18 protein-coding genes are annotated in these 21,059 nt (G+C 41.1%); 8 read left to right on the plus strand and 10 right to left on the minus strand.

Annotation, left to right across the window (positions count from 1 at the left end; translation table 11 throughout):
• The first annotated feature begins 269 nt into the window (after window positions 1-269).
• Window positions 270-1,847 (plus strand): lysine--tRNA ligase, encoded by a 1,578-nt coding sequence (gene lysS / locus PARA125_RS06410; RefSeq protein WP_213157946.1) that lies wholly within the window; start codon window positions 270-272, stop codon window positions 1,845-1,847.
• A gap of 124 nt (window positions 1,848-1,971) precedes the next feature.
• Here lysS and sctJ read toward each other — a convergent pair whose 3' ends face one another.
• Window positions 1,972-2,853, minus strand: coding sequence for a type III secretion system inner membrane ring lipoprotein SctJ (gene sctJ, locus PARA125_RS06415; protein WP_213157947.1), 882 nt, complete (start codon window positions 2,851-2,853; stop codon window positions 1,972-1,974).
• 372 nt (window positions 2,854-3,225) lie between these two features.
• Between sctJ and PARA125_RS06420 the strand changes: the two genes are divergently transcribed.
• Window positions 3,226-3,444 carry a hypothetical protein gene (locus PARA125_RS06420; protein ID WP_213157948.1) on the plus strand — a complete coding sequence of 73 codons (219 nt, stop codon included), beginning with the start codon at window positions 3,226-3,228 and terminating at the stop codon, window positions 3,442-3,444.
• A gap of 599 nt (window positions 3,445-4,043) precedes the next feature.
• Here PARA125_RS06420 and PARA125_RS06425 read toward each other — a convergent pair.
• Window positions 4,044-5,081 (minus strand): tetratricopeptide repeat protein, encoded by a 1,038-nt coding sequence (locus PARA125_RS06425; protein ID WP_213157950.1) that lies wholly within the window; start codon window positions 5,079-5,081, stop codon window positions 4,044-4,046.
• A gap of 843 nt (window positions 5,082-5,924) precedes the next feature.
• Here PARA125_RS06425 and PARA125_RS06430 point away from each other — a divergent pair.
• Window positions 5,925-6,491, plus strand: a complete 567-nt coding sequence (locus tag PARA125_RS06430; RefSeq protein WP_213157951.1) for an HdeD family acid-resistance protein — start codon at window positions 5,925-5,927, stop codon at window positions 6,489-6,491.
• Between the two features lie 90 nt (window positions 6,492-6,581).
• Here PARA125_RS06430 and PARA125_RS06435 read toward each other — a convergent pair whose 3' ends face one another.
• The 6 genes from PARA125_RS06435 to PARA125_RS06460 all read right to left on the minus strand — a co-directional run bounded on the left by PARA125_RS06435 (window position 6,582) and on the right by PARA125_RS06460 (window position 14,843).
• Window positions 6,582-7,889: a hypothetical protein gene (locus tag PARA125_RS06435; protein WP_213157953.1), complete on the minus strand. Its 1,308-nt coding sequence runs from the start codon at window positions 7,887-7,889 to the stop codon at window positions 6,582-6,584.
• Between the two features lie 538 nt (window positions 7,890-8,427).
• A complete protein-coding gene (locus tag PARA125_RS06440) occupies window positions 8,428-8,670 on the minus strand; it encodes a hypothetical protein (protein ID WP_213157954.1) in 243 nt (80 codons plus the stop codon).
• Complete coding sequence (gene cysS, locus PARA125_RS06445) at window positions 8,671-10,137, minus strand: cysteine--tRNA ligase (protein WP_213157956.1); 1,467 nt, start codon at window positions 10,135-10,137, stop codon at window positions 8,671-8,673.
• A gap of 6 nt (window positions 10,138-10,143) precedes the next feature.
• Window positions 10,144-12,882, minus strand: a complete 2,739-nt coding sequence (locus tag PARA125_RS06450) for an AMP-binding protein (RefSeq protein WP_213157957.1) — start codon at window positions 12,880-12,882, stop codon at window positions 10,144-10,146.
• A gap of 210 nt (window positions 12,883-13,092) precedes the next feature.
• Complete coding sequence (locus PARA125_RS06455) at window positions 13,093-13,422, minus strand: rhodanese-like domain-containing protein (protein WP_213157958.1); 330 nt, start codon at window positions 13,420-13,422, stop codon at window positions 13,093-13,095.
• A 125-nt stretch (window positions 13,423-13,547) separates the two neighbouring features.
• Complete coding sequence (locus tag PARA125_RS06460) at window positions 13,548-14,843, minus strand: PhoH family protein (protein ID WP_213157959.1); 1,296 nt, start codon at window positions 14,841-14,843, stop codon at window positions 13,548-13,550.
• Window positions 14,844-15,076: 233 nt separating this feature from the next.
• Between PARA125_RS06460 and PARA125_RS06465 the strand changes: the two genes are divergently transcribed.
• Complete coding sequence (locus PARA125_RS06465; RefSeq protein ID WP_213157960.1) at window positions 15,077-15,793, plus strand: hypothetical protein; 717 nt, start codon at window positions 15,077-15,079, stop codon at window positions 15,791-15,793.
• A gap of 67 nt (window positions 15,794-15,860) precedes the next feature.
• On the opposite strand, the gene PARA125_RS06470 is transcribed toward PARA125_RS06465, so the two are convergent.
• The gene (locus PARA125_RS06470; RefSeq protein ID WP_213157961.1) at window positions 15,861-16,433 is read right to left on the minus strand and encodes an ankyrin repeat domain-containing protein; all 573 of its coding nucleotides are present in this window, start codon (window positions 16,431-16,433) and stop codon (window positions 15,861-15,863) included.
• Between the two features lie 489 nt (window positions 16,434-16,922).
• On the opposite strand from PARA125_RS06470, the gene PARA125_RS06475 reads away from it, so the two are divergent.
• The 4 genes from PARA125_RS06475 to lexA are packed head-to-tail and all read left to right on the plus strand — an operon-like array spanning window position 16,923 to window position 20,135.
• Window positions 16,923-18,158 carry an SH3 domain-containing protein gene (locus PARA125_RS06475; protein WP_213157962.1) on the plus strand — a complete coding sequence of 412 codons (1,236 nt, stop codon included), beginning with the start codon at window positions 16,923-16,925 and terminating at the stop codon, window positions 18,156-18,158.
• 29 nt (window positions 18,159-18,187) lie between these two features.
• Window positions 18,188-18,844 (plus strand): queuosine precursor transporter, encoded by a 657-nt coding sequence (locus PARA125_RS06480; RefSeq protein ID WP_213157964.1) that lies wholly within the window; start codon window positions 18,188-18,190, stop codon window positions 18,842-18,844.
• Window positions 18,845-19,531: a phosphatase PAP2 family protein gene (locus PARA125_RS06485; protein WP_213157966.1), complete on the plus strand. Its 687-nt coding sequence runs from the start codon at window positions 18,845-18,847 to the stop codon at window positions 19,529-19,531.
• The gene (gene lexA, locus PARA125_RS06490) at window positions 19,515-20,135 is read left to right on the plus strand and encodes a transcriptional repressor LexA (RefSeq protein WP_213157968.1); all 621 of its coding nucleotides are present in this window, start codon (window positions 19,515-19,517) and stop codon (window positions 20,133-20,135) included. Before PARA125_RS06485 ends, lexA begins: the two co-directional genes overlap by 17 nt.
• 12 nt (window positions 20,136-20,147) lie before the next feature.
• Here lexA and PARA125_RS06495 read toward each other — a convergent pair whose 3' ends face one another.
• Window positions 20,148-20,993 (minus strand): CDP-alcohol phosphatidyltransferase family protein, encoded by an 846-nt coding sequence (locus PARA125_RS06495; protein WP_213157970.1) that lies wholly within the window; start codon window positions 20,991-20,993, stop codon window positions 20,148-20,150.
• Between the last annotated feature and the right edge of the window lie 66 nt (window positions 20,994-21,059).

The following is a 21,059-nucleotide window of genomic DNA, read 5'->3' on the forward strand; positions in this document are numbered from 1 at the left end:
ACGATCGGGGAAATAAGCTGCAAGCATGAAAAAATGTTTTAGCGCAAATCCCTTTCGACTAGCCTCCTCTACCCTCTCCTATTTAGCAGGCCATTTAGAAAATTACATCTCAAATGGAATGCTTTATGATCAACCGGGTCATCTATATGATTGCTATTATTGCGCCTACCCTCTATGCTTATGGACGCCTTGTTTTTATCCAAACCGACAATTACCAAGGTTCTGAACCCCCTTAGAAACATAGAAACTCGTTGAATATTGGTTAGATTATGTCAATTACCCCTGAATATCTCCAGCATGAAGAATATCAAAATCGTAAACGAAAGCTTGGAGAAATTCGAGAACTAGGAATCGATCCTTATCCGGCTTCTTATAAACCTCAGGATACCGCCCAAAAGCTTCAAAAAGCTTATGCTCAAGCTGAAGTTGGGCATAGCGATGATGCCGCCGCGGGATCTACACACAATGTCACCATAGCTGGACGCTTAATCTTATTTAGAGCCATGGGAAAGAATGCTTTTGGCCACATTCAGGATGCCTCCGGGCGAATCCAAGTCATGTTCAACCGCGATTTGACTCAAGTGGCAGGCTATAAAACTCATGGGGAGGAGGCCTTAAGCGCTTTCAAATTGATCGAAAAGAAAATCGACTTAGGCGACATCATCGGCATCGAAGGCAATCTTTTTCACACAAACAAGGGAGAACTCACTATTTTTGCCAAAAGGGTGACTCTGCTTTGTAAGACACTCCTTCCCCTGCCTGATAAACATGCAGGCTTAAGCGATAAAGAGCAAAGATACCGAAAACGATGGCTTGACCTTATCTCTAACGATCACGTTAAAAATACCTTCCTCATGCGCACGCAAATTTTACGCTTTGTGCGAAAATTTTTGGACGACGCCCACTTTACGGAAGTGGAGACCCCCATCCTTCAAAGCGTGTACGGGGGTGCAGAAGCTCGCCCGTTCTTGACTAAGCTGAATGCGCTTGACCAAGAAATGTTTATGCGCATTTCTTTAGAGCCTTCTTTAAAAAAACTGATTGTAGGAGGCATTGATCGGGTCTACGAAATTGGAAAAGTGTTCCGCAATGAAGGCATTGATCGCAGCCATAATCCTGAGTTTACCTTGCTCGAAGCCTATGCCTCTTACTGGGACTATAAAGACATGATGGTTTTCTGTGAAAATCTTTTCGAAAAGATGGCGCTTCATTTATACGGGACAACAGAAGTGCCAGCTCTTTCGCCTGAAACTCAAGAACCTATTAAAATCGATTTCAAAGCTCCTTGGAAAAGAATGACCATGAAAGAGAGCTTAATCGAATATGCTAGCCTCAATCCTGACACGCTGACTGATCAGGAAATGCGCGAACAGCTCTTAGCGAGCGGAAAATGTGATCCTAAAAAAATTACACCTCTCTCGCGCGGTCTTTTAATTGCCGCCTTGTTTGAGGCTTTTGTTGAGCATCATTTGATTCAGCCTCATCACATCACCGATCACCCCATTGAAACGGCCATTTTATGCAAACCCCACCGCGATTCAAACGCGCGGGAAGAAGGATTGATTGAGAGATTTGAAAGTTTTGTTTTAGGTGGGGAAATATGCAATGCCTACTCTGAGCTTAACGATCCTGAACTTCAAAGAAAGCTTTTTGATGAACAAGCCAAACGGAGAGATTCGGGCGATGAAGAAGCAAGCCCGGTGGATGAAGAGTTCATTGAAGCCATTCACCAGGGAATGCCACCCACAGGGGGCATTGGAATAGGGATTGATCGCCTTGTCATGCTCTTAACCAACGAGCATTCTATCCGGGATGTCCTCTATTTCCCTTGGATGAAGCCTCACTAACCCCATAAAAAAGGCAAAGACTTCCCCTTTGCCTTTTTGAATAAAATTTGTACAGGGGGATAACCCCCTTCTTCTTGGGCAAAATGCCCCTCTTGCTCCCTCAGCCCTACGATTGCATGTTTTCTTATTTGTTTTTGATCGCTTCTTTTTCCTCTTCTTCTATCTTTTCTTTTTGCTTGATATCAAGCTGTTTAAAAGATAAGAAATCTGGATAACCGAATTTTTTTAGCACAGGATATAGTTTCCATATCAACCCGATTAAAAAGGTTAGAAGAATTAGATTTGAGAATAAAAACGAGAAAAAAATCGAGCGAAAACGGGATACCGATTCTTTTGACAGGTTGATAGACCATATATTAACTAAGGGGTTACTTGCATCCGTCCTAAAGGGGCGTTCCGAAATAGCAGCACGCTCACCAATCACCGTGACATTCTCATATTTTAGGCCTGTAACGCTTGCTGCCACGAGCTCCTTAATTTTTGTTCTTAAGTGACTGTTGGGATCGTCTAAAATTCCGTTATGCTTGATATATACAGAAGCAGTGATAGATCCAGTCGTCTCTCCTGTAAGGGGGTTTTCTTGGGGAAAGGAAATCATCACATTTGCGTCAATGATCCCATCTATTTGTTTAATGGTGTTGGCAATTTGTTGGGCTAAGCCTGCTTGATACCGAATTTTTTCTTGCATCTCGGAGGGCATAAGACTTGAAGAACCAAAAATATCGAGCAAACTTTCTTGGTGTTTTCTTGGAAGCCCCTCTTGATCGAGAAAATCCATCGCCTCAATCGCTTTGTTGGCTGGAACAACCACATCCCAAAGAACAACTTTTTGAGGCCCAGACCCGCTGCTCTCAGTGCTTTGAACCTTTGTGGATTCAATGTTTTTGCTGCTTAAGAAAACAATAATTTCATTGGCATCTTGTTCTCGAATTCCATGCACAATTGTTTTTTCTGAGGAACAACTTGCCAAAATAAACAGAAGAATAACTAGGTAGAAATTTTTCATTTATGACTCTTTAAGAGGGGTTGGGATCCTTTATTTTATCACATCATCTTTAAAATTTTTGGCGAACTTACACGTCAGCAAACTTTGCAGCAAGAGTCAATCCAAGCAAGCTGCTAGGCCTAATTTTATCATACAACCCCTCTCTTTATTATCAACTTATTTTTTAACGATTTTCCCATAAGTATTTACAAATAAACCCAAAACTGTGTCCGGTACTGAAATAGAGTGAATCAAAGAGGTTGAAAAGAAAGAGCAAGATCATCTGCCCTTCTTTATGTCATGCGCCGATTTTTTCTATTTGGTGTTGGCTCAAGCAAAAGCCCTAATCACAGATCAAATCAGAAAAACTTCTAGGCAACAAGAAAGCAACAGATGGAAGATACAGCTGCTTCTTCCGCTCCTATCTATTTCTACGAATTCGAAACCCAGCAGTTTGAAGGCGCTCAAAACTTCCTAACTCAAGCAAATCCAAAAGATATTAGGATTGAATTTGACAGCAAGAAGGCTCCCCTTCCTATTAATTCCTATTATATTTATTGGGAAACAGGGTGCTTTCTGGCTAAGACCTGCATACTATGCTTTAAAATTTGATCTACAAGACATGGAATGGACTCTACTCGTATTCAAGGGATGCTCCTTAAAAAAAGAATTCGAAAATCTCTTATTTAGCTTTTGTTCAAAATAAAAGCTTTGAATTTTCTAAATTCCCTTCCCACTCTTGCAATCGCTAAATGCTTCCTCAAGGATCTAACCGGATTTTCTTTGGGGAGCAGGTTACTTCCCGTAACGTAGCCCATATGATTACAGCTAGAGCTTTCCAAAGAAATGACTAAGCAGGAGACGCTCGGAAGTTTTTTTGAGAATACCCGCTATTGCCAGATATAAGTGGGACTGCCCTCAAAAAGCCTAAAAAGTTAAGGCAGTAAAGGCGCGTAAGCGACTCCTTAATTACAGAGCCTTTAAAGGTATAAGCTAGATCCTTATTCCCAACTTATCTCATCGCCTAAGCAGGGATCGCGCAGCTAAGAATCGCGATCCCTTACTGGTTTGGGACGTCCTCATAAATGGCCAGCCCAGCCCGAGAGAGATTGGCAGGCCTAGCCGTAGAGGGCCATCTGTGCATCCATGAAACTAGCTAGGGTAATACTTAACAGTTTCTGCCGCAAAATGCTGCCACTTCTCTCTTTTCATCATGCAGACGAAGTTGTATCAGAGCGCTGTGCTAGGTGAGCCATAGCCTCCTTATACCTTCTATCTGCAGCTCGTTGAAAATATTCGGCAGCTTTTGCTGCAGATTTTTGTACCCCTTTCCCTTGTTCATATAAGAGGCCGAGATTATACTCAGCTTCCGCATACCCCTGGTCTGCAGCTTGCTGGAAATATTCGGCAGCTTTTTTATCGGATTGCGGTACCCCTCTTCCTCCTAAATGCATGCGTCCGAGATGACATGCAGCGCCCCCATGACCTTGTTTTGCAGCTTGCTGGTAGTAGTTAGCAGCTTCTTTATCGGATTTTGGTAAACCCAACTCTCCCCACTTATAGCATTGGGCGAGAACATACGAAGCTTCCGCATGCCCTTGTCTTGCAGCTTGTTGGTAACAGTCGACAGCGTCCTTAGCGGATTTCGGTACCCCCAGCTCTCCCCATGCATAGCAATTAGCAAGAGTATACAGAGCTTCTGCATGCTTTTGCTCTGCAGCTAGGCGAAAATGCTTAACAGCTTCCGCGTCAGATCGCTGTACCCCTATCCCTATTGCATACATGCGACCGAGCTTATATTGAGCCGCCGCATGCCCTTGGTTTGCTGCTAGCTGATAGTATTCTACCGCTTTTTTATCACAAACTTCTTTATCAGATTCCTCCACCTCTCTCTTATCATACATGCGACCGAGATTATATTGGGCCGCCGCATACCCTTGCTCTGCTAAAAGTTTGGTAGATGCATGGGAAGAGTCGTTATAAATGATTACCGCTCTTTTTCCGGTCCAACAAACCTTCCAGTCATCCCTAATAGATTTAGAGAAAAGCGCAAAAAATAAAGAAAATACCGTTTTAGCAAAAGTCCGGACTAATAGCCACATTCTAGGTTTGAAGGGGTAAGTCTTTTCTGATCTTCCAAGCAAGGTGTATTTTTTTCCTTTGTATTCTGTAGTATGCTTTAATCCCTGAACAAAAGAGGGCGCTGAATAATTGGAAGAAATTTTTGAATCTATATATTTTGTTTTCATATTATTCCTAATCAAGTTAAAAAATTAGCTGCATGCTCATTTACTGTTAAGTATTATAATATATTTTATTTTATTCTTCCATCATTTTTCCAAGCTGTTAGTCCTAAGCATGTCAGGCTTTGTTACTATTGCACTTCCAAATAAAAAACCTAACCTTTCCCCACTACGGTTTGCTAGCTTATTTTAGAAAGAGCAAGCTTTTTTAATAGCTTGTCCTTTAACAGGCGGGTGTTATGCCTAAGAAATGACTTTATAATATTCGCAAAATTTAACTCTATACTAGAGAGTTTTGTAAGCCTTCAGACAATTCTTCATAAATATTTAGCCGCTTGTCATGCCCGCTTTCCCTCCTGTATCCTAAACTCCCTTGCGCTGCTCAATGGGAAACAAGTCAAAGCTCTTATGACGACCCCTCCTCCCTGCATAACTTCTTTACCCATCAGCTACTTCACCCCTCCGCATAGCTTATAGCGCTCAAATTCTTTGGCAATCTTTCAACCATTTCCTCAATGTAAGGCCAGACCCTATTCCTATTAAAATTCCTGCAGCTTTCTTCTCGATAATGAATACCACCCTGTTTTGATAGCTGCCGATTTACAGCTTGGGTGTATTAATGCCCTTTTAGGCCTCCATAGAGTAAGCTTTAATAAGTAAACTTGAAAATCCAAAACAAATGTAAGCGTAAGCTAAAACCTAATTTATTTTGCGCTAAATAAAGCTTTTCGGAAATTAATTTTTTAGCCTAATCATAAGCCATATTATTAAAACTAGATTTTTAAGCTTGTAAAAAATAGTTAATTTATAAATAAAAAAAGAATAATCAAAGCATCTAAGGGGGATGGTATGGATGAAAAATATGGAGTAGGTTATAGATTTCAGCAATTTGATCAAATTCGTCGAAATTGGGCCAGCTTTATGGCAGTGGGCATTTTGCTCATTATTCTTGGTAGCGCAGCTATTGGATTTTCCGTTTTCACAACTCTTTTTTCAATTTTTATTCTGGGATCTCTCCTAACGAGTACAGGAATTCTCCAAATTGTTCAAAGCTTTTGGGCTAGAAAATGGAGTGGCTTATTCCTTTCAGCCGCCCTCGGGATCTTATATCTCGTAACGGGCGTTATTTGTTTTGCTAGGCCAGCTGCCAGTGCGATGGCACTTACTCTTTTAATTGCCGCCTTTAGTTTGATTAACGGGCTTGTCAAAATGTTCAATGCCACCCTTCTTCGCTTTTCCCAGTCGGGATGGGTTTTCTTAAATGGCTTGATCACTTTTATTTTGGGAATTTTAATTTTAGCGGATTGGCCTGTATCAGGGCTATGGGTGATCGGATTATTTGTGGGAATCGACATTTTACTGCTGGGCTGGACATGGGTTCTCCTTGCCTTATCAGCAAAAGAAAATGAGCCCTAAAGGCTCTCAAATAAGGATGGGCTAACAGCTATCCTGTTAGGCCTTAGCTTTAAGCAGAATAGCCTGTAACCATCCTTGTCCAAAATTTTGCTAGGCCAAGTAAATTTTATGGCAGGTCAAATTTAAGTCTGTGCCAAAGTGCCATCGATATTTGTAATCATCACTCCAACTCACCACTAGGCCCTGCTGCTTAAAAAGCTCCAAGACACTGATGAAGCGGCTATAAGTGTAAACGTTTATATAGATCGAGGGTTGAAGATTCAAATAACGGTGGCGCCTTATTCCTCTATAGGCTTTACTTTCCGCTAAGGTCTCGGCTATCTCTTTTAGCAGCAGCTCTGCCAATTGCTTTTCTTCATCCGCTAAACTTGTCATTCCCTTTAATACAAATTTACTGGCTGGTAGATACCCCTTAGCATCGTAATGTTGTACAGCTTTCTGAAGGGCCTCTAACTCTTCTGCTCTTTCTTGGATAATAAAACGAAATTTTTCCATCATTTTATCAGAGTTTGGAGCAGGAGGAAGGCGGTCACCATGAGGATACCATCTCTTATTCCTTTCATAATCTTCTAATTGTTTTTGAAATAGCACTGAAATTGCTTGATAATATCTTTTGTCAAGTTTTTCCACTAAGGTAGGAAGGGGAAATAAATAAGCCAGCCGTTCAATCCCCTCGCTTATGTTAGAAGGATCTTCACAAAGATTGCCAAAATCTGTCCCACATACTCCCATCCCATCCAAGCGAACTTCTGGTAAATTGTGAAAGCCAATATCCCAAAATCCCACTTTTTCAACTAATAATTGAATTTGATTAACTAAATGGTGAAGGTTGGTTTTAAATCTGTCGGAAGCGGCATTAGATTGATAATGCGAGAGAATACGCGCCCAGAATTCTTCTTGTTCTACTATATTTAAGCCTAGCGGAAGACGCTCTTCTACATAAATGCTAACTTTCTCCGCAGTCATAAAGGTAGCTCTAGGAACCTGAACCCAGCAATTTTTGATTTTTTGGGTGATGGATAAAACCTTGCGCCCTCCTTGCTCTTGTTTACGGGTATCTTCCCTATCGGTTATCTTGAACACTAAATGAGGATAATGGGGATGGCCCCAGACACGATGGTATTTTCCTCTGCCCACTAGAAAGAAAGAAGAAGATGCTTGGTTTGTGCTCAGATTATTTAACTCTACTGAGGAAAAAGTTTTCAAAAAAAGCCCTTTGTCTTCGTCGGACATTAAAGGTAAGCTTTTCGTTACCGCCCAATCAGGGGCTTCGCGCGTACTAAAGTTGCGTATAAATAGCTCTACAACCTGTTTTACTTTTTGGGAGTTCTCTTCCACAGGTTGTAAAGTTAAGGAATGAAAAGTGATTTTTGGAATAAGATGAGCGGTTGATTGCATTTTCACACTCTCTGATTAAAAGATTTTCAATCTAAATGGAATGTAATTATTTATCTGCCTTGAGAGGCTTTAATTTCTTAAGTAAGCTAAGCATGGGAAAGCCACCTTATTCTAGCAATTTGGGCCCTTTGCAGCGGCTTTATTCAAACGAAAGAGTGATAACAAACAGGCAAAGTGTAAAGCATATTTTTAAAGCCTTCAGTAACTCCTATAGCGACTAAAGTCATCTACCTCTTAAAAACTATCCTATGCCAAGGCCAAATTTAGGCCAATTTTTAAAAAAGCGCCTAAGATGCATACCTTGTAGCACAAAGTTCATCGATGCAATCTAGGCAGGGGTATTTTTGGGATATAACAAACCGAGCACAATTCTTGAAAGGCTTTTTCTGACAAAAGAGCCAGAGGAGCGAGCTTTATGAGTTTCATCCCCGCCATAGCTTCCTATTGTTTTAGCAAGGTATAGGTGACCTTCGGCCAAGCTTAAGCTGTTGGACACTCTTTCTTAAGCCCATAAGCAAAAAAAGGTACCATTCCGTTCTTATTCTTGAAGCACTCTTAAGACCAGGTTTTTTCCATTCTCTGTCAAGGAGACGGTCGAAGAGCTTCTTTTTTTAAGAAAATTCGCTTGTATCAGCATATTGCAAATGGCGTCTACGCCGCGGGCTTGTAAACTAATCCTATTTCCCATCTCATAGCGATCCACTTCTCGATCGTAATCTTCTTGTACCTCTTCATACACCGCAATCATGAAGCGTTCATCTTTTGTTTTAGCTCGGCTCATTTAGTCGACCCTATTTATTTTTTTTAACCTTGCTCCTTTTACGGAATCTTCTATTATGTATCCATGAGATTGGATAAAGTCTCTCAAGCGGTCCGCTTCAGGCCAATTCTTAGCTTGTCGAGCTTGATTGCGTTGCTCAAGCGCGTCTTGTAATTCTGGCGGAATGAGATCTAGGGGGGTTTCAAAAGAGAAAATTGCTAAAACTTGATTGATTTTCTGCAAAAGCAGCAAAATTTCCGCGGCTTCCGATTCCCCCACCTGCCCCTTATCACACAATGTGTTGACTTCCCGAATCATTTCAAATAAAGCTGCCAATGCCACAGAAATATTGAGATCATCCGCTAACGCTTTAGCAAAAGCATGTAGCGTGCTTTCTACCACTGGGGAGACTAGCCCGGAATCTTTAGTTCCTTTGATCTCTTGAATACGTCTAATGAAATCTTGCACGCGCCTTAAGCTGTGCCGCACGGCATCCAGCCCTTCAAAAGTAAAATTTAGCTGCGTTTTGTAATGCGTTTGCAATAGCATGTAACGTACTTCTACACCTACATACCCTTTTTTTAACAAATCCCTTAGCGTATAGAAATTCCCCAAGCTTTTCGACATTTTCTTGCCATCTACAACCAAGTGCTCTGCGTGCATCCAGTGCTTGACAAAGGTTTGTCCCGAGCAAGCTTCCGATTGCGCAATTTCGTTTTCATGGTGAGGAAACATATTGTCTACTCCCCCCACATGGATATCGATTGTATCCCCTAATAATTGCATAGCCATAGCTGAGCATTCTAAATGCCATCCTGGACGCCCAGGACCAAATGGGCTTTCCCAATAAATTTGCCCGTCTCTCACCGAATCATAATTTTTCCACAAAACAAAATCTGAAATATTTTCCTTATCATATTCATCTGCCGCCACACGCTCTGATGCCCCCACTTTTAACTCATCCAATTTTAGATGGGACAAGCACCCATAGCGAGGAAATTTGTGGATCGCATAATAAATGCTGCCATCTTGCCCTTTATAGGCAAATCCTTTCTCAATCAGCTTTTGTATCATTTCGATCATGGGCTGAATATAATCAGTGGCGGCTGGATAAACTTCCGCAGGCTCGATATGTAAAGTTGCTAAATCCTGAAAAAAGGCCTCTTTATAGGGTTGGGTGAATGCATTGAGCGTTACCCCTTTTGTAATGGCGCCTTTAATGGTTTTATCGTCCACATCTGTCAAATTCATGACTTGCTTAACTTTTAAACCAAAAAATTTCAAAGTCCTCCTCAAGAGATCTTCGAAAACATACGTTCTAAAGTTTCCTATATGGGCAAAATTATAAACGGTAGGCCCACAGGTATATAGCCTAATTTGCCCGTTTTCTATATTTAAAGTTTGTTTGGCCCGTCTTTCCGTGTTAAACAATTGAATGGGACAGTTAGTAAAATTTAATGATAAATGCTTAGTATCCACTGGTGTCATTGTTCCTTACTCAGATGTTTCTGGTTGCGTATTCATATATGCGGCTTCCAGTTCTCGATAATGAATTTTTCCACTTCCCATTAACGGAAGTTCGGGTAATTGTATTAAGTTGGAAATTCTAACTAAATTGCTAAAACCAGCTTCACGTAAAGCTTGATTCACTTCATCCAAGGTAGTAGGAAACTTGGTAAATAAGAAGAGTTTAGCTTTCCCTCCGTCTTGTTCTTTAGCGTTAACTGCAAGAATAGGCCCCTCTTCTGTAGACCACCCCTTTTTTAGAGCGGTTTGCAACAGCACATCTTCAATGGCTGGTAAGCTAACCATTTCAGCCCCAATTTTAATGAATCGCTTCATTCTTCCCGAAATAAACAAGTTGCCCTCGGGATCAAGAAAGCCTAAATCACCTGTCTTATACCATTTTTTTCCCTCAATTTCGACAAAGGGGGAGGCAAGCCCTGGATTTAGATACCCATGAAAAACATTAGGGCCTCTGGCAAGGATGAGTCCTTGCTCACCTTGGGGAAGAAAAGCGTAAGTTTCAGGATGCGCAATCGCAATTTCTATGCCTGGAAATGGTTTTCCTACCCCTCGATTAGGCTTACCCACTTCATTAGCGGTTAAGATGGGAGAACATTCCGTGATTCCATATCCTTCCAGAAGAGCATCGAGCTTTCCGATTTGTTCCATTTCACGGAACAACTGAGGCGGAGCCTTTTCTGCTCCTGTTACACACAGGCGCAATGAATCTAACTGCCCAGGTTCTGTGGCTTTAATCATTCCTCTCAAAAAGGTAGGAGCCCCGCACGTAATAGTTGCTTTCCATTTTTCCACATTTCGAGCAAGCTCCTTGCCGTTAGTGGGGTCTGGGGAGTATACCACCCTCACTCCTATCAAAAGGCATAAAATCCCACAGATGTTAAATCCAAACGCATGAAAGGGTGGCAAAAATCCATAAAAGATATCATCTGAATAGATTTTGATGATACTGAAGATCTCTCTTTGGTTACTTAGCAAATTCTCATGCGTTAAAGGAACGCCCTTAGGAAGGCTTTCTGTCCCACTTGTAAAAAGCAAGACGGCCTCATCATCTTTTTTCACATTTTGCGTATTAAATTTCTTTAAGATTGCTTGGGTCCCTCTTTTTGACAGCCAAAGAGCTTTTAATTTGTCAGTTAAGCTAAACTCATGCCGCACATCTTCGAGTAAGATTAATTTATTTTCTATAGGAGCTAAATCCGCATTTTGTAACTTATCGATAAAAGCCCAGGAGCTTAAAACCACTTCTAAATTCGCTAACTGCAAAACAGATTCTAAATGGCGAGCTCCTACTGTCCAATTGATCAAAACAGGAATTTTCCCAGCAATCTGAGTGGCTAAAATGGCCACATAAGCAGGTACACTGGCAGGAAGCATAATTCCAATACGTTTACCAGGCAGTTTTTGAATATAGGATGCTAATAACAACGCGCGCATTTTTAACTGCGAATAAGTTAAAATACCTGAACGCTCGTCAGCACAAGCAATCGCCTTTCCTTGTTTTGCACATTGATTGAGAAAGACTTCTGGAATAGTCTCGCCAGGCGCTAAATTCACCTCGGCTTTAGGGACCTTCTTATTCCATTTTGAGAAATCTTTATATTCCTCTTGAACTTGCTCTTTGCAAACGATTTGCTTTGACGCTATGGCCATTAACTTACGAACTGTGGTCAATTCTTTAAAAGGCACAGCATCTACACTAAACTGGTCTTTTAAATAAACTTGGATTTCGGAAATATCTAAAGAATCCAGCCCTAAATCGGATGATAAAGCCATGTCTGGATGGATTTTTTCAGCCTGAATATGAGTCATCTCTTGTAATTTGTTCAGCACATTTTTTTGAATTTCGGGGGAAATGGCATGCATATCAACGTCTAATTCATCTTTTGTCTCTTCCGCAGTGATTTTAGGATAAACTTCTCCCCACATACTTGTGGAAACAAAAATTAAAGAATCACCCGGATACTCTCCCTCTTGCTGCGTAAGGCCATCTGGACGATTGTACCAATGCTCCAAATAGCGATTGAATTCCAAGCGGCTCCCCTGAATAGGTAAATCTGCTGGGGCTACTTCATATTCAATGATAACCTGGCGCCTAGGAGTAAAAAACAAAAGATTTTTGAGTACGCTTTTTATTCCCTCTGTGACCACTTTAAACATATTGGGGGTGGCGCCTGTCAACGCGCGGGAGAAAGAGCTTCCCCACAAACCTTTAACGCGCACGAGCACCACATTCGTTTCGGAAGCCCCTTGTAAAATGCGATAAACCCCTGAATTCCCCCCTAAAACTTCGCGCGCGGTTTGCTTCAAACCGCCGCCGGGATAAATTAAGAAATTATCTTTCTGTTTTAAGCCTTCAACGACAGTCTGTATCGCTTTTTCATTCTTACTGCGCTTTAAGCTATTTCCAGAAGTTTCAAAATTAGGAACAGGGATGGCTTTCACAAAACGCATTAGCCAATTAATAGCGGGATTGTAGTACATGTACTCGATCACCAAGGGACGAATAGGAAATTTTCCTATAATACCCAACGTTGTTAAAACAGGATCTACAAAAACAGCTGGATGGTTGGGTAAAAAAAGAACGCCGCCAGGCTTGTTAAGAGTCTTTGCATTTAAGTTTTCTAAGCCTTTGTAAGTAACCTTATATCTAAACCAAAGGATAAAACGAAAAAAATACCCAATTAAAAACTCTGCAATAAATCGCACGATATGTTCTCCTTTTAATGAAACATCCCTGAAATACTTTAGTTCATATCTCTTGAATAAAGAGAGAAATATAAACTTTTTCGAGTTTTTATTCCATCGTTTAGAAAAACCTGTTTCTCCCTGCAAGCAAGAAAGGATGAAATTTGAAAAAGCTTTGTCCTCTTCGGCGAACAAAGCTAAAATAGAGCGAAAAAGGAAGCAAGACTTACCTTAACCTTTTTCTACTGGTAGGCCTTTATGTTGCCAGGCAACTAATCCACCTGCCAAGTTATAAGCTTCGGATCCTTGTTTTTCAACGCTCCAGCAAGCTGCCGCATAAGCAGAACGATGCCCCGATTTGCAATAAAATACAACTTTTTTGGCTGATGGAGCAGAAGGAACCTTGTCAGCTTTAAATTGGGAAATGGGTAAGAGAGTAGAATTTGAAATTCTTTCTTCTTGATACTCGCATTGCTCGCGAACATCCACTAAAATAACTTGGGAATCATCCATCCACCGCTTTAAGGTGCAAGGATCAATTTCTTTAATTTTTTTTCCCATACAATGGTCCTCTCCATTTTTCAATTTCGCAACAAGTAAATAAAGTTGCTACTTTTTCTTCTTATTTATTATCCCACGTTTATGCTAACGAATAACCTAAAAAATCTTTTTTATTTTAATTGTTCCTACAAAATTTCCGCCGCGAGAGCCGCAAGCTCAGATCTTTCTGTTTTTTCTAAGAACATATGGCCATAAATTCTTTGATCTGTAAACCTACCGACAGCGTAAGTTAACCCATTTGAATCTTTATCTAGATATGGATGGTCGATTTGGGTGGGATCTCCAGTTAAAATGACCTTTGTCCCTTCCCCTGCCCTAGAAATAATGGTTTTTACTTCATGCGGCGTTAAGTTTTGCGCTTCATCTACAATAATATACATTTTGGGCAATGAGCGTCCCCGAATATAAGCGACAGCTTCCATTTCTACTTTTTTACTTTCCATTACCCAGCGCAAAGTGTCTGTGGCTTGGCCTGAAGGGGATTCGCACAAAAACTCTAAATTGTCATAAATAGGTTGCATCCAATGAAACAATTTTTCTTCCTTGGTACCCGGTAAATACCCAATGTCTCTTCCCAGAGGAACAATAGGACGGCTAACTAAAATACGGGAATAAATTCCTTCATCAAAAACTTTTCTCAACCCGCAAGCTAAAGCCAGCAAAGTCTTTCCTGTTCCAGCAGGACCTAGCAAAGTCACTAATTTAATATCATCCCGCAATAACAAATCAACAGCACACCGCTGTTCAATATTGCGAGGTTTAATTCCCCACATGTTGACAGGCTTTAGAAGCGGCTCAACTTGTTGTCGCACAGAGTCATATTTCCCAGCCATTAAAGAATTTTCAGGCGATGTCATCAGCAAGTATTCATTTGGACGGCAATCTAAATCAGGGAACTTTATAAAACCATCTTTGAGAAAAGTGTCCGCCTCATGTTTAGTTACTGTTACCCGCCGGCTTCCCCGATACATAGCCTGATAGGCGTATTTTAAATTTTCATAATCTTCTGCCTCCAAGCCTATTGCTTCAGCTTTGATGCGAGCCGCAAAATCTTTTGAAACAAACACGACTTTTTCCGATCTTTCAAAAAGCAAATAAGCTGCCATAATGATTTTATTATCGGTGGTAGATAAAGGAAAATCTCCCTTGTAATCCTTTTTTATCTCTAAAGCAATACGCACATCCGATTCATTTGACAAAGGAATTCCATTGTGCAAATCCCCCTTTCCTTGCGATGATAAAGAATCAAGAAAACGAAAAAAAGCACGCGAGTTTTTTCCTAAATCATTGGGTAACCGCTTCATTTTGTCGAGTTCTTCTAATACTGCCACAGGGATAACCACGCGATGGCGAGGGAATTTGATAAGAGCTTCAGGGTCATGCAGGATCACATTAGTATCCAAGACAAATGTTTTTTTCACAAGTACCTCCTTTACCAGAATGTTTTTAAAGGGGACGCCTTTCGTATTTTAAGCCTACGAGCCGAAGCTTACGAAAGAAAGGAAAAAAGTGCGAATCAAAAATGCAGAGGAAGCCTTCCATTTTTGGCTAATTCAGCAATCAAACCATTTGACTGCTAATTTAGTTTGACAAGAAGTCTTCTTTTAAGCTAATATATGAAATTCAGGTAGATAAAGAAGTTAAAGGAGCTTATATGAAAATAACAGATAAAATTTTAAGTATCCCTCCTCATATTTCAACCACTTGGGCTAACATTTCTTCCCTTCAGATGAAAGGACTCCTCTTAGTAGTCACTCTTATGAGCGGTGAAAGTGTAAATATCCCCGGTTTGTCTTTAGAAATCATCGAAAAAATCTTTTCTACCCACGCCACCTTTCTAGAGCAAGAGACCCTTAACCCCTCAGCACCTTCACCCTTGCTTTCTTCAAAGGGAACAGTCAATGAGATTGAACTTCCTTTTCGAATGGGTTTTTCCACTCTAGATGGGATAGGAACAGCCTTACAGCACAACCCAGCCCATGCTGACGCACCCGACTTACCGGAAGAAATTCTTGGAAAAATTGGAGCGATTGCAAAGATTATCTCGCCTGAGACCGAAGCAGATATCCCTCAACCCGAACCACACTGCAATTGTATGCATTGCCAAATTGCTCGAGCGATTCATCAACATCTCATAGACCACGATGAGGAACTCGAAAGTGCAGAGTCTCAGCCCGCAGAAGAAGTAGAAGTAACCGAAGAAGACCTCCGCTTTTCTGATTGGGATATCGTTCAAACAGGCGATAAGCTATTTTCTGTGGTCCGACGCCTGGATCTTCAAGAAAAATATAGCGTTTATCTTGGACACCCCGTAGGCTGCACCTGCGGTCAATCGGGTTGTGAACACATCCTAGCAGTTTTAAAAAGCTAAATTAAAAAATAAGGAAGAACTCGAGTGTTCTTCCTTTTGCACTTATCCTCGATTGCAAAGCAAAGTCTCAGATTGCTCGCTTTTCCTTCGCAAGTTCTAAGTATGCTCGCCTCAAAAAAGTTTTAACCTCTTCTGAAATAGGGGGATGCAAGACTGCGCCATGCGAGAGAAGCAACCTGACTAATTTTAAATTTCTCGCCTTTTCAGCAGCCACATACAAGGGGGTCGCATTTTCCGGCACAAGACCTGGATATGAAGCAAACGCATTCGTCGCAATATTTGGATTTGCTCCATTAGCCAACAACAGCTCTGTAACCTTGTGCGCCGTTTGTTTAGGACCTTTTGCAGCAAAAATCAAAGGTGTCCATCCATCTTCATCTCCCACATTTACCAAGCGCTTGCCCTCTTCCTTCTGTAAAATATACCGAACCAAAGGCACATTTCCTACAAGAGCGGCTCGACTTAAGGCATGAGAACTCAGGGCCGGCGCGCAGTATTCAAGCTTATAATCTGGGTTATCTGCAAGGAATTGTTTGAATTCTGCTTCGGTAGTCTCTTCGTTAACTTGAATCAGAAACCTCCCAGAAGGATGAGCCGCGCAAAATTCCTCACACCTTATAAAATTTTGTAGAGAATTCATTTAAACCTCCTTTTTTATGTCAAAACCCACTCGTGGCCTGAAGCTTTATCTGCCTTTAAAATCCTTAAAAAGAAGAGGCTTATCTGCTTATTCCATGGTCATCCTCCCCTAAATCATGAAGACAAGCCCTTTTTCTTGAAGAAGAGTCATAACAAGCCTCACAAACTTTTACGGGTAAACCCCTTCTACTTTTTCACCCCACCCTTATTTAAACCCTTATATGCTATCTTCTTTGACTTAATAAAATCATAAGCTGAACTTTAGATGGATCTTTTTTAACTTTGCTCCTAGCTTATTTTCTTAATCCCCTTAATTGTTTTTGTCAAAAGTTTCTAAATTTTCGCCAATAAAAGCTTCCTTTTAAGCGAATATTAACTTTCTATAGGCTTTAGCAAAGAGTGATTTTTTCCTTGATCCTTACTTGTCTTAAAACCTCAAAAGTCCTAATATCTCTTTTTACCCACTGTCTTTATTACCCTGGAGCAGACCATGTCCAAAATCTCCGCCACCCTTGTTTTCGTTTGTTCCACTTTAATTGGAGCTCTTCATTCCCCTTTGCTAGCAGCCAACCCGGCAGGGCTTTCTGCCCACCCTTTTTCTGCTTTTACGGGTAAAGTGATGCGCGATAAGGTGAGAATAAGACTTGAGCCATGCACGGAAAGTCCCATTTTAAAGGAAATGGTAAGGGGAGAGATGGTTATTGTAACAGGAGAAACGGATGAATTTTATGCGATCCTTCCCCCTGAGGAAACGAAGGCCTACATTTTCCGCACTTTCGTATTAGATAATATCGTCGAAGGGCATAAAGTGAATGTACGTTTAGCTCCCTCTTTAGAAGCCCCCACTATTACCCAATTAAATACAGGGGACCAGGTTGAGGGATCCATTAGCGCATCTAACCCCAAATGGCTTGAAATCGCCCCTCCTAAGCATGTCCGCTTTTATATTGCAAAAGATTACATAGAAAAAATAGGTCCTGCCGATTTAATGGCTAAAATTGAAAAACGAAAACAGGAGGCCACCTCCGCCCTTAGCCAAACAACGCTAGCCCTCCAAGCAGAACTGCAAAAAACTTTTGAAAGCATGCATGTTGAGCCTTTATTTCAAAACCTTAACCAAATCTCGAAAGAATACACAGATTTACCTGAACTCGCAGCCCAAGCACGAGATTTTCTAAGACACAGCCAAGAAATCTATCTGCGTAAAAAAGTGGCTTACCTAGAAAGCAAAACCCCAGATCCTTCTCAAAATTGGCAAACTAAGCATTACCAACTCGCTTCTGAGTTAGAAGAGAAACAGCATAAACTTGCTCAACTTGAAAAAGAATTAGCCACCCAAAACCTAGCACCAACTCCCATCACCCCATCAGCCAATCAGTCAAAAGTTAAAACACCCTCTTTACAGTGGGCTTCCATTGAGCAACAAAGATTTGAAGAGTGGATGGCAGAGCGAGGTGAGGAAGGAACTCTGGATGAGTTTTACGAAGAACAAGAAAAAAGCCACGTACTTTTAACTGGGATTGTTGAACCTTATGCTCGCTCTATTAAAAATAAACCGGGGGATTTTATCTTGATCAATCAAGCAACCCATCTACCGATAGCCTATCTTTACACCACTGACACCTCTCTTCAGGATAAGATCGGGCAAACAGTGACCATTCACGCCTCGCCAAGGCCTAATCATCACTTTGCTTATCCAGCTTATTATGTATTGTCCTTTGAATAGACTTCAAACTAGTAAATTTTAAAATCATTATGAAAGAAAAGTTTTATATAGGAATTGTTTCATTTTTTTGTCTGGTTGTCGTCCTTTCCACCATTTTATCCGCTAAGCTCTTTCCGGCTCCATTTAGCTCCCATTTGTACTTGCCAGTTGGAATGATTTGTTACCCCTTTACATTTTTTGCGGGAAATCTGGTCACAGAAATTTATGGATCGCGCGAAGCGCGCTTTATGATTTATCTGGGGTTTGGCTTAGCTCTTGTCACCCATTTTTTTATTGATTTTGCCATTTCTCTTCCTGCTTTAAGCCATGAAGTCCAAGTAGCTTTCGAAACGACTTTTGGATTAAATGGAATTACTATTTATGGTTCGCTGCTAGCCTATATTGTCTCCCAAAGCCTTGAGATCAGGCTTTTCCTCTTTATAAAAAAGCTGACTAAGGGAAAATATTTATGGCTTAGAAACAATGGAGCCATTGTTGTTTCTCAATTTATTGACACATTTATTGCAAATTGGATTCTTCTCTATATGGGAATGAAACTAGACATCCCTCAAACCATTCAGATTATCTTAGCTTGCTATGTGTACAAATTAATGCTTTCCTTTTGTATCACCCCCTTGTTTTACGGAATGGTTTATTTGCTTAAAGACAATTTGCCACAGCCTGAACCAGCTTCTATTGAAGTTTAAATGCACTATTTTAAAAGACATAGACGTTGGCTCTGGCCTTTGCTGATATGGCTTTGCCTAACCCCCTTTACCGCCCACCTAGACTTAGCCATTAGTCGCTATTTTTACTCGGTTAAAGCAGGGCATTTTTCTTCAAACTTGGTTTATCAATGGGCTTATTGCTATGGAACCTGGCCAGGGCTTTTTCTAGCTATGGTTGCTCTGATTGTCTGGGCTCTCTCTTTTTTTACTCCCGCCTGGAAAAAATGGAGATCCAGTGCTCTTTTACTTGTTTTAACATGCGCTATCGGATCTGGATTAATCGTTCACGCCATCCTAAAAGACAATTGGGGTAGACCGCGACCGCGCCAGACAACTGAATTCGGGGGACAACTTCATTTCCGTCCCTATTATCTTCCTCACTTTGCCAAACAAGCGGAAGAGGCAAAATCTTTCCCCAGCGGGCACAGCTCGATGGGATTTTATTTTGTGGCGTTAATAGTTTTAGGCAGCGCTTTAAACAAAAAAGTTTTAGTTTATACAGGGATCGTCTGCACGCTTATTTTGGGAACGTTGCTTAGCCTCACCCGCATTGCACAAGGAGGGCATTTCTTTTCGGACGTTCTTTTCTCTGGCTTAATCATGTGGTGGTGTACTCTCAGCATTAACTGGTTATTACATGGGAAAAATCATGAAAGGACTTACTAAGCGGCAACAAGAGATTTTGGAATACATCCAAGAGTTTATCCGTTTGCATCGATTTTCACCGAGCTATCGAGAAATCATGCATAAATTTGGGTATTCTTCACTAGGCTCAGTTTCCAAACATTTGCAAGTCTTGAAGCGAAAAGGGCTCTTAACATCGGAGAAAAAATGCAGCCGCTCTTTAAAACCCGTAGAAAATAACCACCCTTCTCCTTGTCAAAATGAAGTAGAGCTCGCTTTTATTGGGCATATTTCGGCAGGATTTCCGGTAGAAATTTTTCCAAAAGCTCAAAAACTTGCAGTCCCTCGATATCTAGTCCAAGATACAGAGGCGAGCTACATCCTTCGGGCGCAGGGAAATTCCCTAAATGACGAAATGATTAGCGATGGCGATCTTTTAATTGTGGAAACGGGCAGAGAGGCTTGTTCAGGAGAGTGGATTGTCGCCTTGCTAAATGAACAGGAAACATTCATTAAGCGCTATTATCCAGAAGGCCAATATGTTCGCTTAGTAGGGCAAGACTCCACGCAATCCCCTATTATGATCCATTTGGAAGACCTTGTTATCCAGGGAATTGTTGTCGGGCTTGTCAGATTGTATGATTAACGCCGCGCTTCTCTACTCATGCCAATCTGTTTCCTCTGGCTCGGGCTCAAAATCCTCTAAGGTTTTTGATTTTTTTCCTGAAATCAAGCGGATAAGAGAAAGCGTCCAAGCAATTAAAACATACGTCCAGGACAACACAAAAAATAAAAGGGAAAAATGTTGAACGATTCCATAAAAAATCAAGACCGCAGCCACAACAATGTAAAAAACTAATTGAAAGGAGGCGACTTTTACATCCAAACTTTTAAAACTGGGAAATTTCCATCGGCTAATCATAAAATAGCCTAAAACCACAAAAGCGGAGACAAGAAACCCTATTCTTGTTTCGAGGCCCATGGAAAATAAATGATTAAAATCGTCCGACACTAAAAAGAGATTTGCCGACACCATAGCCGCGGCTGCCGCAGGAATAGGTAAACCTGTAAAGTTTCTTTTATTAGCAGCCAAAAGCTCTTCATCGCCTCGAGCTAGCTGTGCAGATGCATTATAACGCGCTAATCTTAACACTCCGCATACGGAAAAAATCATAGCGGCAATTGTTAAAAAAGCAGATAATTCCGAGCCCTGTTCTAGGCTAGCCGTCTTCAATACGATCACGGCAGGCCCCACGCCAAAGGTGATGGCATCAGCTAAAGAGTCAAAAATGCCCCCAAATTCACTTTCAGCTTTCATAGCCCGAGCCACCGCCCCATCTAACAAATCTGCTAAAGCTGCAAGAAGCATAATCCCGGCTGTCGCAGTCAAAATGTGCTGATCAACTTGGCCAAAGTTAATCATGGTCATTTTAAAAATCACAAACAGCCCACAAGTTAAGCTAAATGCCGTGATAATATTGGGAAGCAAGTAAATTTTCTTCATTTTTCCTGGAAGGTGCTCGCATTCTTAGGATCCAATTAAGCTTAATATAAAACATTGGCACATTTA

Source organism: Parachlamydia sp. AcF125, assembly GCF_018342475.1.
Taxonomy (GTDB): Bacteria; Chlamydiota; Chlamydiia; order Chlamydiales; family Parachlamydiaceae; genus Parachlamydia.